The following is a 15539-nucleotide window of genomic DNA, read 5'->3' as shown; positions in this document are numbered from 1 at the left end:
GGGGCCGGTCGGGGCACGGCGGCGGCCGGCCCGGGTGGGCCGGTGCCCGTCCCCGGCGGGGGGCGGGCGGCTGGGAGCGCTGCCGTCGGTCACGCCGGTCGATGCTGCCGGACCGGTGGGGTGCCGGACAAGCGGGCTAAGCGAAAGCTAAGACGGGCTCATGGCCGCCGGGCACGTGGCGCGGACCGTCACCAGGCGACGCCGATGCCGTCGCCCGGGTACCAGTGCCCGGCGGGGGTCTCCCGGTACGCGAGGAACCGCCGGCCGGTCCGTTCGGCGTGCTCGGCGAGGACGTTGGTGGCCGTGACGTTGTCGGTGAGCAGCACGGCGCCGGGGGCGAGCTTCGGTTCGACCGCCTCGAACTCGCTGCGTTCGTGCACCCGGCTGTGGTCGCTGTCGTGCAGGAAGAGGTCGACCGGCCGTTCGAGCGCGCCGATCGAGGCGACCGAGTCGCCGATGACGAGGTCGACCACGTCGGCCCACGGGGTGGCCCGGGCCAGGTAGCCGGCCTCGGGGTTGATGTCGAGCGAGGTGAGCCGGCCGGGGTGGCCCTCGGCGGCGTTGCGGAGCAGGGCGGCGGCCAGGACGCAGCTGCCGAGGCCCTTGTCCACCCCGGTCTCCACGACGTGTGCGGGTTTGCGGGCGCGGACGATGGCGTACCAGCCGATCCGGCGGGCGTAGCGGACCTGCCGGTCGGCCAGGCCGCGGCGGGAGGCGGCGGCGGTGGCGGCCTCGATGTGGGCGCGCAGCTTGTCGTCGCCTTCGATCTCGGCGAACCAGCCGCGCACCTGCCCCACGGGGACCTCGCAGGTCACGCTGACGAACCAGGCCAGGTGGTGCCGGCTGAGCTTGGTCAGCTCGTACGTGTAGTTGTGGTGCTCCCGGGAGGTGAGCAACCATCGGGCGGAGGTGCGCAGCACCCGGGCGTCGTGCCGGGCCACCCGGGCCAGGCGCTTGGGGAAGGCGGCGACCGGTGCCAGCCGGGTCCGGGCGATGGCCCGACGGAGCTTCGTTGCATCCACCCGTGCCGTTGTACCAGGTTCGGGGTGACGGTTGAGGAGGAAAGCGCCGAACGGGTGGCGGAGGCTGGCCGGTCGGACGAGGGTCGGCGTGACGGAGCGTGAGTCAGTAGCATCGCGCGCATGCCAGATGCCCAGCAGACCGTCGACCCGGAGTCGGACGCGCCGTCCGAGGTGGACCGGACCGGCGAGGAGGCGACCCCGCGCCCGCGTCGGCGGCGCGGGCGGCGCGTCGCCCTGATCGTGCTGCTGGTGGTGGTGCTGCTCGTCGGCGGCGGCGTGGGCGGCGGGTTCCTCTACCTGCGCTCCGTCGATTCCCGCATCGAGCGGGTCGACGCCTTCCAGGGCGTGCCGCAGGAGGCGCGCCCGCCCGTCGCCGCCAAGGGCGCCATGAACATCATGATCCTGGGCAGCGACTCGCGGGACCCGGAGAACACCACCGGTTCCCGGTCGGACACGATCATCGTGGCCCACCTGCCGAAGGACCGGAAGAGCGCCGAGCTGGTCTCCATCCCGCGGGACACCTGGGTGCACGTGCCGCGCTCGAAGGACGGCCAGCACGGCGACCGCGACGCGAAGATCAACGCGGCGTACGCGTGGGGTGGGGTGCCGCTGATGGTGCAGACCGTCGAGCAGTTCACCGGGGTCCGGATCGACCACGTGGCCATCGTCGACTTCGCCGGGTTCAAGGACATCATCGACGCGATCGGCGGCGTCGACATCGACTCCGAGCGGGAGTTCACCTCGATCCACCCGCCGTTCCGGAAGTTCGCCAAGGGTGTGCAGCACATGGACGGCGAGACGGCCCTGGACTGGTCGCGGCAGCGCAAGCAGTTCCCGGACGGCGACTTCGCCCGGATCCGGCACCAGCAGCAGGTGATCCGGGCCATCCTCGACCGGGCCGCCTCCGGCGGCATCCTCACCAATCCCGGCAAGCTGAACGACTTCGTCAGGGCGTCCTCAGCCGCGGTGTCGGTCGACAAGGGGATGTCCCTGCTCGACATGGCTGGCGACCTGCGCAACCTGCGGGGCGGCAACCTGTTCTTCTTCACCAGCCCGACGAAGGGCACCGGTCGGGTCGGCACCGAGAGCGTGGTGTTCCCGGACCCGGCGAAGGTGCGCACCTTCTACGACGCGGTGCGCCGCGACGCGGTCAAGGAGATCGTGGGCAGCGCCCAGCGGTGACCCGCTCGGCGGTCAGGCGCCCGGCCCACGCGGATGCCTGCTGCCGAGCAGTTCGATCATGGCCGCGTGTGCCGGCTTCGGCCGGTACTGGGCATCCAGCAGGCACGCCACCCCGTAGCCGCGGTGGTAGCCGGGGATCCAGCTCCGTGCGTCGGTGAAGCCCCACACGGTCAGCGACACGCAGGCCGGCAGGGACAGGCAGGCAGCCAGGACGTCGCGGTAGACGGCCGCCTGCTGGCGCAGCTTCTCCGGGCCGGCCGGCAGCTTCACCCGGACGTCGAGTTCGGTGATCGCGACGGAGACGCCGAGAGCGGCGAAGCGGCGCAGGTTGGCGGCGAGACCCGTGGGCGGCCGGTCCGACTCCAGGTGGGCCTGGAAGCCCACCCCGTCCACCGGCACTCCCTGGGCGCGCAGGCCCCGGACCAGCTTCAGCAGGGCAGCGGCCTTGGGGGTCTGCGCCTCCGTCCCGTAGTCGTTGATGAACAGGCGGGCACCCGGGTCGGCGGCGTGGGCCCAGCGGAACGCGTCGGCGATGTAGCCGGGACCGAGCTTGCGCAGCCACAGCGTGTCCCGTAGCGAGCCGTCCTCGTCGAGCGCCTCGTTGACCACGTCCCAGGCCCACACCCGGTCCCGGTAGCGGGAGACGACGGCGGTGACGTGCGCACGGAGCACGGCCCGCAGCCGCTCCGGCGACCAGTCCGGCGACACCCACTGCGGCACGTCGTTGTGCCAGACCAGCGTGTGGCCGTAGACGGACTGGCGGTTCCGCTGGGCGAAGTCGACGAGCTGGTCCGCGCCGACCCAGGTGTTGACCCCCTCCGAGGGCTCCAGGTTGCGCCACTTCATCGCGTTCTCGGCGGTCACCGTGTCGAACTCGGCGGCCAGCACGTCCCGGTAGGTGGAGTCGAGGCTGAGCGCGCGCCCGTCGATGGCGGTGCCGATCCGCACCCCGGACGGCATCAGGTCGCGCAGCTTGTCGCGCTCCGGTGTGGCAGCCGGTGGCGAGGGCGTCGGCGAGCCGGCGGCGGACAGGCCTCGGGAGCGGCCGTGGCCGCTCGCGGCGACCACCACCAGTGCGGCGAGCAGGACGGCGCTGACCGCCAGGGTGACCGCGAGCAGCGGGGTGTGCCTGGTGGCGCGAGGAACATCGCCGGTCACCGCGGGGACGGCTCGGCGCCGAGCGCCCACGGCGCGCGGGTGAAGTTCAGCCGGGCACGGTCGGCGAAGGCCACCCGGGACAGGCCGGGCACCGCGTCGTCGGTGAGCATGGCGGTCAGTATTCGGGTCACCTCCGCCGGGTCGCGCGGGACCCGGCCGAGTCGCAGCGACGCCGGCTGGGCGATCTCGTCCAGGAAGTCGTCGCACTTCTTCTGGTACGGCACCAGCGTGAACGGAACCCCGGCCAGGTAGGCGAAGACGGCGCCGTGCAGCCGCATGTGCAGGCCCAGGTCGCACCGCTTCATCTCGTCCCAGCACGCGCGTACGCCGTCCCGGGCGGTGACGACGCGGACGTCGCAGAGCCCTTCGACGGCGGCGCGCAACCGCTGGCTGACCCGCTCGTCCCCGTGCACCGGGTGGGTGTTGAAGACGAAGACGGTGACATCCACCGGCTCCTTGAGGACCAGGGCGCGGACCCCCTCGATCAGTACGTCCTCGCGCCGCCGGGACTCCTCGTCCCCGGCCTCGTAATCCACGCCGAGCAGGGTCACGCCCAGGCGGGCCCGCCGCGTCCGCCGGGGCGTCCGAGCTGGGACGGGTTCGCCGAGCGCCTCGGGGAGCAGGCCGGCCAGATCCCCGGCGGGCACCAGCAGGCCCGGATGGCCGGCGCCCCGGAGAATGTCCGCGGAGGCGAGGTCGCGCACCCCGATGAAGTCGATCCGGCGCAGCACGTCGAGCAGCCGCCGCTCGGCGACCGGTGACAGGAAGGGCCCGACCGAGACACCGAGGGCGGCCATCGGGTGCCCGGACACCCGGGAGAAGAACGAGAAGAGCTTCTTCTCGCTGAGCGGGCCCATCTCCCGGAACACCGACCCACCACCGAAGACCACCATGGAGGAGCGCCGGAGCAGGGCGGCCTTGTTGAGCAGGGTGCCGGCGCGGCCGGTCACCCCGCCGCGCACGTACCAGCGGGGGTCCATGCCGGTGCGGTCGCCGGGCAAATCCACCAGCGGCGGCGCCGCGAAGACCGGCGCCGCGGAGCCCCAGTACGCCCGGAGCGCCCAGTCCACGACCACGCAGAAGGCGTTGTCCCCGACGTTGTCCATGCCGTAGTAGCCGACGACGAGTGGACTGCGGGCGGCGGGCGCTGGCTCAGGACGCACGGGACTCCTCCCCGGTGAGGCGGCGCCGGACGTCCCGCCAGGACGGCAGCGTGGCACCGGCGACCACCCGCCGGCGCACCGCGACCCAGAAGAGACAGCAGAGCGCGATCTCGGCGACGACGGTGGCCGTCGCGGCCCCCATGATGCCCCACGCCGGTATCGCCACGGCCAGCGCGGCCAGGTAGACGGCCGCGCCGACGCCCTGGTAGGCGACCTTGCGCCGGAGGAGGCCACCGCTGGTGAGCAGGGACGCCACGGCGGCGCCGCCGAAGCGGAACGGGATGGCCAGGGCCAGCACGGCGAGCACGGTGGCCGAGTCGGCGTACTCGGCACCGAGCAGCACGGGCAGCACCGGGCCGGCGGCCACCGCCACGAGCGCCGCGACCACCGCCCCGAGCAGCACCATCCCGGCGCCGCCGTAGCGGTAGGCCAGCAGGATGGCGTCCCGATCGGAGCCGGCCCAGCGGTGCAGCTTGGCGAGGAAGTACTGCTGGTAGACGACCCGCGGGACCAGGTAGACGGCGGCCAGCACGGACATCGGCACGGACAGCAGTGCGGCCGCCTCGGGGCTGAGGAACTCGCCGGCCACCACCGTCCCGAGGTACATGCCCAGCAGGTAGAAGACGTTGCCCAGCACGAACGGCAGCGCACCGCCCAGCACGTCGCGCACCGCCACCGGCCGGTCCGGCGACAGCGGGGCGCCGGCCCGGACATGCCCCTCCAGCGGCATGACACCGCGCAGGAACGGGCGCATCACCGCCAGGCAGGCCACCACGGTCAGCAGAGCGACGACGGCGTACCCGGCCGCCGCGGCGACCACGCCCAGGCCCGCGGCCCACACCGCGAGCACCACCAGCACCCGCCCCAGGTGCGGTGCGAACTGGAGCGCCGACAGCCCCCGGTAGTCGCCCCGCAACTGTTGCACCGACGCGACCAGGCCCAGGGCGGCCTGCGCGACCACCACGGCGGCCAGCAGCACCCGGACGGTCGCCGCCCGCGGGTCGGGAAGCGCCCCGAAACCCCACAGCAGCACCACCGCGACGATCAGGGCGGAGCATGCCGCGACCACCCGCACGGAGGGCCCGACCCAGCGGTACGCCTCGGCGCCCCGCTGGCCGAACTGCTGCAACCACAGCTCGGACACGCCGAACACGGCCAGCGGGGCGGTCAGCGAGATCAGGGCGAGGGCGGCCGTGAACGTGCCGAACGCGGCCTGCGACAGGCTGCGGGCCAGCAGGACCTGGGTGGCGAACGCGGCGACGGTCACCCCGACCTGGCTGAGCCCCAGCATCCCGAGGTGCACCAGCATGGCGACGAGCCGGTTGTCGCGTCGGGACCGGACGGGACGGTCGGCGGGCAGCTCAACGGCCGAGGGTGACAAGCCACTTCCCCGCTTCACTCAGGGCACGCAGGGCCTTTATGCCCAGGCCGGCTCCCGGCACCGCGGACGGCCGGTACATGTCCACCAGGCGGAACCAGAACCCCAGGCCGCCCATCCGGCCCCGGGTCACGTTGCCGTCGTGGCGCCGGAACAGCACGATGGGATGGGCCAGCCGGCGCGGGTGTACGCCGGCACGCAGCGCCCGCAGCACCAGCTCGATGTCCTCGAAGAGCCGGAAGCTCTCGTCGTAGCCGCCGATCCGGTCGATTACCCGGCGGTCGATGGTGGTGCCGGAGTGCTTGAACGGCAGCCGCGGCCGGGTCAGCACGCCGAGCAGCATCCGGCGGGGGGTCCGGTACTCGGGTAGCCGGATCGTGCGCGCCCGGGCCCCGCTCACCTCGCGGTAGTCGGTGTAGACCCAGTGCGCCCCGGTGGTGGCCAACAGGTGGTGCAGCCGGGCAAGCGCGTCGGCGGAAAGCTCGTCGTCGGAGTCGAGCACGGTGACGTAGCGGCCGGTCGCCATCCGCAGCGCCATGTTGCGCGCCTGCGCGATGCCGCTGGGCGGCTGCGTGAACACCCGGACCCGGCCGTCCGCGGAGAGCATCGCCTCGCCCAGCACGCGGGTGACCGGCACCTGCGAGCCGTCGTCCACGACGACCACCTCGAAGTCGGGGAAGTTGTTCGCGAGCACGCTGCGGACGGCGTTGACCAGCAGCACGGCCCGGTCCCGGACGACGATGCACACCGAGAAGGTGGGGACCACGCGCGGCGCCTCGGCCGGCTGGGGCAGGTGGCGGGGCCGCCCGACACCCTGGATCCCGCCGGACAGCTCCACCCCGTGCTCCCGCAGGGGGGCCGGCGGCCAGAAGCTCATCGAGTGTCCCCGCCTTCCTCCGCCGCCGGGGTCGTCTCCCGGTCGATGCTGATCAGCAGCACCGCACCGAAGACGAAGAGCCAGAGGAAGTACGGGTAGGCCAGCGGCTTCTGGGTCAGTCCGAAGAGGACGAGCGTGGCGTAGAGCACGGCCAGCGGCAGCCGCCCGGCCGGGCTGAGCCGGGCCCGGATCAGGCGGTAGAGCCCCACCAGGACGGCGATGGTCAGCCCCACGCCGACCACGCCCCAGATGACCAGCACCCGCAGCCAGTCGTTGTGCATGTCCCACGGCTCGTAGCCGAAGCCGAACAGCCACACGTCCAGCGGGGACCGGTGCAGGATCTCGGCCACGTCGTTCCAGATCGCGCCCCGACCGTGCATGAACGTGTCGGAGCGGACGTCGAGCGACCCCACCTCGGTGAGGGTGACGTGGGCCTTGTTGCGGACGGTGGCACTGGACAGCGCCCCGGCCGCGGCGGCCACCACGACCACCGCCGCCCCGACGGCCAGCGGGAGCCGCCGGCGCGTCATGCCGGTCCGCCAGCCGCGCAGCCGCCGCGCCTCGAAGGCGACGACGATGACGGCCAGGCAGACGATGGTGAAGCGGTGCAGCGAGACGATCCCGGTGGCGACGAAGAGAACGATGAGGGCGTAGCGCACCGCGGCGCGCACCCGCAGCCGGTCGCCGAGCACGTAGATCAGGAACACCGCGAACATGAGCAGCCGGCCGAGCGACATCGGGTGGTAGTAGCCACCGGAGGCCCGGCCGATCTTCTGTCCGGGCAGCTCGAAGTAGAACGAGTACGGGAGCACCCCGGCCACCTGGAGCCAGGCCAGTACGCAGTGCACCACCGCGGCGGCCACCACCACGCCCGCGACCAGCGCGAGCCGTCGGGAGCGGAGCCAGCCCGGGCGCAGCAGCGCGAGACCGAGCAGGGCCAGCGGGGCGAAGCCGACGACCAGGCGCAGCGCCTCGGCGGGAATGGCCGAGGTGGGCTCCAGGTGCGGGCCGTAGATCGAGTAGCGGCGGACGTCGAAGAGTTCGAGCAGGTCCTCCCGGGCCGGCACCGCCAGGTAGTCGATGCCGGACATGACGAGCATCGCGACCAGCGCCACCAGCATGTAGAGCAGCGGGCGGGCGGGCAGCCGGCGGCCGGTGTACACCACCGCCGCGAGCGCGCCCAGCATGAGCAACGCGCCCAGCACCGTGACGACGACGCCGACGTCGAGCGCGTCACCGGCCTTCGACTCGCCGACGTCGAGCAGCGGCTTGACCGCGACCAGCGCCAGCGCCCCGGTGACCGCGTGGCGGGCGAGGCGCTCGATCCGGGTCGCCGGGGCGTCCGACGACGCGGCGCCCGGTGCGGGATCCCGGGCCGGCTGGGTCAGGGTCTCCATCAGGGCGTGCGTCTCCCAAGGTCTGTCGCCACCACAACTACCGCCGGTGCGGTCGGTCCCGATGGCGGCGGCAATGGCTACACCTGACCACCGTCCTGTCCGGACGATCTGGGTCAGGCTCGAAACAGGAGGACGATATCAGCGGAGCAGGAGCCCGCGATGCCCCGAACAACGTGGTCCATACCGCATCCGGCCCCTTCGAGTGGGGCGCTGAGCAGCACATCGGACGGGTCCGGTTCATCGGACACATCACCATGACGGTGCCGCTGCCCGATACGTGGAGCCGCCTTGCGGTCGGCGCGACCGGTCCGGCAAGCTGACAGCCGATCACGGCCGGCCGCGCGACGCACGGGCCCGGCCACCGCCCCCTCGCGGAAGTGTGGACAGGTGCACGGACCGGCCGAGCCCAAGACGATCAGCGTGGTGATCGCCGCGCACAACGAGGCGACGGTGATCGGCGGTTGCCTGGACGCGCTGCTCGCCGACGCCGAGCCGGGCGAGTTGGACGTGGTCGTGGTCGCCAACGGCTGCACCGACGCCACGGCCGAGGTCGCCGCCGCGCGCCCCGGCGTACGCGTGGTGGAGCTGGCGGAGGCCGGGAAGGCCCGGGCATTGAACGCGGGCGACGCGGTGGCGCGCGGCTTCCCCCGCTTCTACCTGGACGCGGACGTGGTGCTCAGCCCGGGTGCGTTGCGGCGGATGGCCGAGGCGCTGACCGCCGACGGGTCACCGCCGCTCGCGGTGACCCCGCAGCGGGCGATGGTCACCACCGGACGTTCCCTGCCCGTGCGGGCCTACTACGCGATCAGCACCCGGCTGCCCATCTTCGGCGACGCGCTCTTCGGCCGCGGCACGGTGGGCCTGTCCGCGGCCGGCCGGGCCCGGTTCGACACCTTCCCGGGCGAGATCGCCGACGACATGTTCCTCGACTCGCTGTTCACCTCGGCCGAGAAGAGCGAGGTGTCCGGGGCGACCTCGTACGTGCAGGCGCCGCGCCGGACACCGGACCTGGTCCGCACCCTGGCCCGGGTGCGGGCCGGCAACACCATGCTGCGGGCCAGTCACGAGGGGGTGCGGCCCTCGGCGCGCTCGTCCTGGCTGCGGGACGTGGTCCTGCCGCGGCCGTGGCTGGTTCCGGCGGCCGCGGTCTACGTCACGCTGACCCTGGTCGCGGCGGCGCAGGCCCGCCGCCACCCGCGCGACGGCTGGGGCCGGGACAACTCCACCCGCTGACCGGGTCAGCGCTGGCGTCGGCGCAGCAGCAGGGCGAGCAGCCCGACCACCAGCGCACCGCCGAGCGCCGCGAAGATGACCGCCGGCAGCGCCGAGGGGTTCGGCTCGTCGGCCGCCAGCTTCTCCCGGTCGGCGGCGCTCTGCCGGTACGCCTGCGCGAGAAGGTTGGTCGGCTCGGCCTCCGCGACCGCGGCGAGATGGGACACCGCCGTGCCGCTGCGCCCGGTGAACCAGGCGTCGAGCCCGGTGCGGTAGAGCCGGTCGGCGTCGGAGAGGCTGTTGCTCACGCCCGCCTCGCCGAGCAGGCTCGTGGCGGCGGAGACCGGCACGAGGGCCCGGTTCGCGCCACCGTCGGCCGCCCGGTCGCTGTCCACCACGCCGACCACCCGGCCGGCGGTGTCCACCGCGATGCCGCCGTGCGAGTAGATCCCAATGTCGTCGTTGACCCGCTGGACGGCGACGCTGCCCTGGTCGCCGGTCCCGGTCACCTGCACCACCTTGGACTCGACGGTGAACCGGGCGCCCCGGAAGGCGGTGTCGGTGGTCTGGTAGCCGAGGAGCAGCAGCACGCTGCCCGGGCCGGGGCCCTCCGCCGGGCCCAGCTCCACGGCGGGCAGCTTGGCCTGGGAGAGCTTGACCACAGCCAGGTTGCCGGCGTCCGGTTCGAGCACCCGGACCACCTGGCCGGGGACCGCCGGACTGGCGGCCAGGTCGCCCCGGGCCACGTTGAACTGGCCGGAGACCTGGCTGGTGAAGGGCGAGGCCGGGTCGGTGCCGGTGAACCGGGTGGTGGCCAGCTTGGTCCGGACGTACCCGTCGAGGCCGGCCGCGGTGAGCCGCTTCTGGTCGACGAGGATCCGGCCCAGCGTGTAGAGGGCCCGCTCGCGGGCCGAGTCGTCGGTCGGCCGGACACACTGGCCGTTGGTGACCACCATCCCGTCGGCGTTCACCACGAAGCCGGAGCAGCGCCGCTTGAACGTGACGGGGGTGGGGCTGATCGGCGCGTTGCTCTTCGCGTCCCGCAGCATGCCGGTGAAGCTGGCCTCGACGAAGACCAGCGACGGAGCGGCGATCGCGAGCGCGCGCTCCTCGGCGCTGTACGGCGCGGCCTGCGTCCAGGGCCTGAGCCCCGGAACGGCGGCCGACGCCGCCGGCGCGGCCGTCGCGAAGCTGGTCGCCGGGTCGGGTCCGGACGGCGAGTCCTCGTCACCCGAGTTCGCCCAGAGCAGGGCGCCGGTGCCGACGGCGATGACCAGGACGGCCAGGACGGCCACGAGGGCCACGGTCGGGACCCGCCGGCGCGCGGGCTGCGACACGGGCTGGATGCGCCGCACCGGATCGGCGAACGGGTCGGCCAGCGGCGCGTCGGCGGGCGGGACCGGCCGCGCCGGCGAGATCGGCGCGGCCTCGACGGGCTGCTGCTGCGGCACGACCGGCTGCGGCGCCTGCCGGTGCGGCACCGGCTGCTGCGGCACCTGTTGGTGCGCCGGCACGGCGGCGTGCATGGCCCAGGGCAGCGGGGCTCCCGAGGTCGGGGTCGGGGTGCCGGAGACCGGCGCACCGGAGACCGGCTGCGGCGGGTTGGCGACCGTGCCGGTGGCGGGGATCAGAACGTCCGCCTCCGCCTCTGCCGGGTGCAGCTCCATGCCGAGGGTCCGGAACAGCCGCTGGGCGCCCATCCCCTCCTCCGAGGGGTACGCCACCCAGGGCTTGGCGGCGGCGAAGTCGGCGTTGACGTAGCGCTGCCCGTCGGGGCTGTGCGCCATGGCGTTCGCCGCGTTGGTGAACGCCTCCCGCCACGGCTGGTCCGTCGCCGCGGCGCCGTCCAGCACCGCCACGGTCACCAGCCGGTCCTGCCCGTCGATGGCCCACCACGCCGTGCCCACCTGGCACACGCCGAGCGCCTCGGTGAACCTGTACGGACCAACCGGCTGCATGCCACATCTCCTCTGCTCACCCGCCGTGCGGATAGTACAGAGCGGGTGCCCGCCCGTTCGCCCGCCAGTGGGTGGCCCCGACAGGGGACTTCCGGTCCGCCCGGACCTCACGGCTCCCGCCGGGCAGCGCCATACGCGAAACGGGTGGCAGGCAGCGCACCGCCTGTCACCGGCCGTTCTCTCGCTCAGTCGCTACGGCTGATGCCCAGGGACTCGGCGAAGCTCAGCCCTTCGGACAACTCCCGGTGGAGGACGTCCGAGCCGGCCTTTACTCGCCACCGGTACGGTGGCGGCCCGCCGAAGATGCGCCTGGCCCTGCGACTCAGTTCACCCGGATTTCGACGAGAACCGCCTGCGGCGGCTCACTACCGGTGCCCGGCCGGATCGGCACCGACTGGTTCGGCGGGATGGTGAACTTCTCCTGCCCCTCGGGCAGGTTGGCGGTTGCCTCCACGGTCTCCGTCCCGCCGCGGATACCGAAGGTCCCCGGAATCTCCAGGGTCAGGTAGCCGGTCGCGCCGAGAATCTTGAAGCAGTGGAAGGTGCCGGCGAAATCGACGATCTGTTCCACCTGGATCTCGCCCGCCGCGCACTGGATGTCGTCGTCCATCGAACGACTGGCGGTCCACATGATGTGGCCGTCACCCTTGTAGAGCTTGAGCCCGTGGTCCGCCAGGATCTTCGCGGCCCCAGGGTAGTTGAAGTCCTCCTCCAGCGACGGCTGTGTGTCAGCCGCCGTCGACATGGTGGCCGGAACGATTACAGCCGCTCCGGCCGCGACCGCGGCCAACCCGAGCCATGGCGTCTTCTTCATTGTTCCCCTCTGGTAATCACGACTTGCAAAACTGCGGGCACGGCCCCGGCCTGAAGATCATCTTTCGCCAGAAAGGATCACCATGTTGACCAGTTCTTCCTGTGCGGAAACACCGAACACGACGGGGCCACATCGGTAGGAGCCGACTGCTCGACCAGTCGAGAACTCGACGTAGCTCGGTTGCTGGTTCCCAGACATTCCCAGGTGGGCAGCTTGATGAATCACACGCCGCACAGGCTCCTCGTAATCGGGCGTCCGCTTCCACGGCCACAGGTACCTGTCCAGCACTGGGACACAATTTTCGGACTCTGATGTAGAAGTGGCTGCGGGCGCGTGGTCGACCTCCGGCGGTGGATCGATCACCGTTACCTGCACGAGCGCTCCCGACACCGGATCGATTTTCAGCTCGGCCTCGCCTCCGAGCTCGCCGCGGAGGCGCAGGTACAGCGGCTGACCACCCTGGGTCACGTCGAACGAGACCTTCAAGGGGATATAGGCGTCAGCCTCCACCACGGCCCCTTGGCAGGGTGCGGCGCCAAGAACTCTCAACACGCGCAAACTCCTAGCCGAGATAACGTGCGTGCTTCACGGCCGGCAGCCGATCCGTCGCCCGCTTGGAGAACTCGAGCTCCCAGTCGCCCACCACCATCATCTGGTTCAGCGGCACTCCGTTCTTGGTCGCTTCATTCACCGCCGCCTGCAGGCTGGACAGCTGAGCCTGCACCGCCACCTTGACCTGCTCCGGGCCGTGACCGCTCTTGATTAACCCGTTCGCGTATTCCGCGATGTGCTCGGTCGCGTTCGGGTGGACCCAGACCTCGGCGGCATCGAGACTCAGCTCGAAGGACTTCGGCAGCTCGGTGCCCGGGTAGTTGGGCTGAGTGCCCCTGATGGCGTCCCACACCGTCCCTGTTCCGCAGTTGTGGACCAGGACATCAACGGAGCCGGCACCGACGTGGTACGTGTGGAGGTCCGCGACACTGAGGTTGTAGACCCGAGCCAGCTCGGTCCGGCTGGCGACAGCCTTGACGGAGACCCACGTACCGGCCGAGGTCTGGAGCCACTGCCCCGGTTGCAGCGCCTCGGCGGGAATCCATGCCTTGAGAGCCGGGACCCAGAACGGATGGTTGTGCGTAGCCGTGATGGTGGCGGTGCGCTCCCCGCCGTCGCCGTCAATGTCGACGTCGAGCTTCACAAGCGTCTTGGCGCCGTACGTGGTGATGGTCGCGGTCACCGCCTTGCCGGCCGTCAGATGGGAGACCGGATCGGTGGCCAGCACCTCATCGCCGACCTCCACCTCTTCGATCGGCTTGTGCTGACCGTTGGCGAGGAGGACCGGCGTGCCGGGGGTGAAACTGCTCGTCTTGCAGCCCTTGGCGAGAGCCTCCACAACATTCTGGATATTGCGTAGCTTGTCGGAGTTCTTGAGGCCCTTCAGGCCGCTCCCGAGGTAACCGACCACCGGAATGGTCGCCCCCAACGAAAGCAGGCCACCAACCCAGTCGCCTCGTTTGAACGAGATCGCCGCGTCAACCGCATCACATGCTTCGCCGGCACCAGGGATGAGACCACACATCCCGAGGACGAACTGGAGCATGTCGAGCAGCAGGTCCGGGTTCTTGTCGACGAAGCTCTTGAGGTCCGAGAGCATGACGCAACCGGCCGAGTTGCTGTTGGCCGGCGCGCTGCACTTCGCCGGATTGATCACCGAGGTGGCGAAGTCCTTGTAGACCGAGAGGCACTGCGTGGACAGCGCGGAGTCCGGGACAAGGCAGCTCCAGGTCTTGAAGCCCTCGGCGGCGGTGCCGGTGCCATTCGGACCGGTCCCGCTCGCCGTGCTCCTCTGCTGCGCCTCGAACTGCTTGAGCTTCTCGGTGTAGATTGCCGCCGCCTCGTTGGCGGCGAGTTGGGCGGCAATCGCGTCGGCACCGGCAGCAGAAGCGGCCCTCGCGGCATCGGCCCTGGCTCGGTAGGCGGCCTCGGCATCGAACTTGGCCCGCTGGGCGGCCGCTGTTGCCGTGGCGGCCGACTTGGCGGCGCTGTTGGCGCTGCCTTGCGCGGAGTTCGCGGCATTGCGAGCGGTCGCGGCGGACTGAGCCGCCTGGTCAGCCGACTGCTTCGCCTCGGCCGCAGACTGCTGCGCCTGCGTGGCGTACTGGGCCGCCTGGTTGGCGGAGGCAGCCGCCTGCTGGGCGTAGGTGTTGGCCTCGGCCGCCTTGCCCGCCGCAACGGCGGCCACGCGGTTGGCCTCCGCGGCGTCCGACTGAGCGGAAGCGGCGTACTGCTGCGCCTGAACGATCAGCGCACGGACTGCGGAGACATGAGTCGCCTGCTCGTAGTCGCGCTGCGCCGCCTGATACCGACCGGTGGTCAAGAAGTAGGAGACGTAGGAGGGAGGACCAGCGAGCGCGACCTGTCCAGCCGCCTTCACCTCCGGACCGCCGGTGTCCATGATCCGGTAGATTTCGAGCCGCTCGTCCGCCGTGCGGGGCGGGTACTGGCCGCTGCGCAGGAACTGGTGCCGATCGGCGTTGGTGCCCGCCAGGGCCTTCTCCGCCGCCGTCTTCAGCGTCGGGCCGGCGGTCTCCAGAATCTTGTAGATCGCCAGCCGATCCGCCGTCGACTTCCCCACGTAGTTCCGCGTCCGCAGGAACGTCTGCACCGCCGCGTCGTCACCGGCCAGGGCGGTCTGCGCCGCCGTCTTCTCGTTCCCGTCCGGAAGCGTGTCGATCAGATGCCACACCCGTGACCGGTCGTCCTGACCGACCGCGAACTCGCGCCCCTGCGTCAGCCAGGTGCGCACCTCCACCAGGCCGCCCGTGACAGCTTCGGACGCCGCCGCCTTGGTCCACTCTCCGCCGGTCTCCATGAGGACCAGGGCGGCTCGGCGCCCGCGGTCGAGCATCACCGCGTCGGAAACACCGGAGGCGGTCGCTTCATCAAGGAGTCTCCGCGTCGCGGGATCGACACGGTCCTCTTCGGCGGTGTCCCAGAGCAGTTTGCGGTTCCAGGCCGCGACCGCACCTGCGTCGGCATTCATCTGCTGATCGAGCAGTGCGGCGTCCTGTGCCGCCTGGACCCCCTGCTCGGTGGCCTCGGCGAGCCGGGCGGCGTCCTCGTCCCGGGCGAGCTGTTCGAGCTGCACAGCCTGGTTGGCTGCGGCAACGGCGATATTGGCCGCCTCCACCGCTGCCGCCGCGTGCTTCGCCGACTCCGCGGCGGCGGTGGCCGCCTCACCGGCCTTGTCCGCGGCGAGGTCCGCCGCGACCGCGGCAGCCTCGGCGTGGGCGACCGCCTGCTCGGCGTACCGGAAGGCGTCGTCGGAGGCCTTGGCGGCCTGCTGCGCCAGGGCGTACGCCCGGTCGGCCGCACGCGCGG

12 protein-coding genes are annotated in these 15539 nt (G+C 72.0%); 2 read left to right on the top strand and 10 right to left on the bottom strand.

Features of this window, described 5'->3' with window-relative positions; translation table 11 throughout:
* Nucleotides 1–188: 188 nt before the first annotated feature.
* Nucleotides 189–1022: a class I SAM-dependent methyltransferase gene (locus tag B0E53_RS21825; protein ID WP_107077761.1), complete on the bottom strand. Its 834-nt coding sequence runs from the start codon at nt 1020–1022 to the stop codon at nt 189–191.
* A gap of 120 nt (nt 1023–1142) precedes the next feature.
* On the opposite strand from B0E53_RS21825, the gene B0E53_RS21820 reads away from it, so the two are divergent.
* A complete protein-coding gene (locus tag B0E53_RS21820; protein ID WP_107077760.1) occupies nt 1143–2204 on the top strand; it encodes an LCP family protein in 1062 nt (353 codons plus the stop codon).
* 12 nt (nt 2205–2216) lie between these two features.
* On the opposite strand, the gene B0E53_RS21815 is transcribed toward B0E53_RS21820, so the two are convergent.
* The 5 genes from B0E53_RS21815 to B0E53_RS21795 are packed head-to-tail and all read right to left on the bottom strand — an operon-like array spanning nt 2217 to nt 8177.
* Nucleotides 2217–3362, bottom strand: coding sequence for an endo-1,4-beta-xylanase (locus B0E53_RS21815; protein WP_210406171.1), 1146 nt, complete (start codon nt 3360–3362; stop codon nt 2217–2219).
* Nucleotides 3359–4525, bottom strand: a complete 1167-nt coding sequence (locus B0E53_RS21810; protein ID WP_107077759.1) for a polysaccharide pyruvyl transferase family protein — start codon at nt 4523–4525, stop codon at nt 3359–3361. Before B0E53_RS21810 ends, B0E53_RS21815 begins: the two co-directional genes overlap by 4 nt.
* Nucleotides 4515–5906, bottom strand: a complete 1392-nt coding sequence (locus tag B0E53_RS21805; RefSeq protein ID WP_107077758.1) for an oligosaccharide flippase family protein — start codon at nt 5904–5906, stop codon at nt 4515–4517. The genes B0E53_RS21810 and B0E53_RS21805 overlap by 11 nt, the downstream gene beginning before the upstream one ends.
* Nucleotides 5887–6780, bottom strand: a complete 894-nt coding sequence (locus B0E53_RS21800) for a glycosyltransferase (RefSeq protein ID WP_107077757.1) — start codon at nt 6778–6780, stop codon at nt 5887–5889. The genes B0E53_RS21805 and B0E53_RS21800 overlap by 20 nt, the downstream gene beginning before the upstream one ends.
* Nucleotides 6777–8177 (bottom strand): hypothetical protein, encoded by a 1401-nt coding sequence (locus tag B0E53_RS21795; protein ID WP_107077756.1) that lies wholly within the window; start codon nt 8175–8177, stop codon nt 6777–6779. The genes B0E53_RS21800 and B0E53_RS21795 overlap by 4 nt, the downstream gene beginning before the upstream one ends.
* A 387-nt stretch (nt 8178–8564) precedes the next feature.
* Here B0E53_RS21795 and B0E53_RS21790 point away from each other — a divergent pair, with 387 nt between their 5' ends.
* On the top strand, nt 8565–9410 hold the full coding sequence (locus tag B0E53_RS21790) for a glycosyltransferase (RefSeq protein ID WP_246835534.1): 846 nt from the start codon (nt 8565–8567) through the stop codon (nt 9408–9410).
* Nucleotides 9411–9415: 5 nt separating this feature from the next.
* Here the strand turns inward: B0E53_RS21790 and B0E53_RS21785 are convergent, their stop codons facing one another.
* The 4 genes from B0E53_RS21785 to B0E53_RS21775 all read right to left on the bottom strand — a co-directional run.
* Nucleotides 9416–11347: a trypsin-like peptidase domain-containing protein gene (locus B0E53_RS21785; RefSeq protein ID WP_107077755.1), complete on the bottom strand. Its 1932-nt coding sequence runs from the start codon at nt 11345–11347 to the stop codon at nt 9416–9418.
* A 322-nt stretch (nt 11348–11669) separates the two neighbouring features.
* Complete coding sequence (locus B0E53_RS21780; protein WP_146167731.1) at nt 11670–12137, bottom strand: hypothetical protein; 468 nt, start codon at nt 12135–12137, stop codon at nt 11670–11672.
* An 81-nt stretch (nt 12138–12218) separates the two neighbouring features.
* A complete protein-coding gene (locus B0E53_RS37075; RefSeq protein ID WP_146167730.1) occupies nt 12219–12671 on the bottom strand; it encodes a hypothetical protein in 453 nt (150 codons plus the stop codon).
* Between the two features lie 52 nt (nt 12672–12723).
* Nucleotides 12724–15539: polymorphic toxin-type HINT domain-containing protein (locus tag B0E53_RS21775; RefSeq protein ID WP_246835533.1), on the bottom strand; the 2816-nt coding region annotated here is incomplete at its 5' end.

Origin of the sequence: Micromonospora sp. MH33, assembly GCF_003013775.1 — a bacterium.
GTDB lineage: Bacteria > Actinomycetota > Actinomycetes > Mycobacteriales > Micromonosporaceae > Micromonospora > Micromonospora fulviviridis.
Note: the sequence above shows the minus strand (reverse complement) of the source record. Positions and strands in the feature narration are given on the sequence as shown.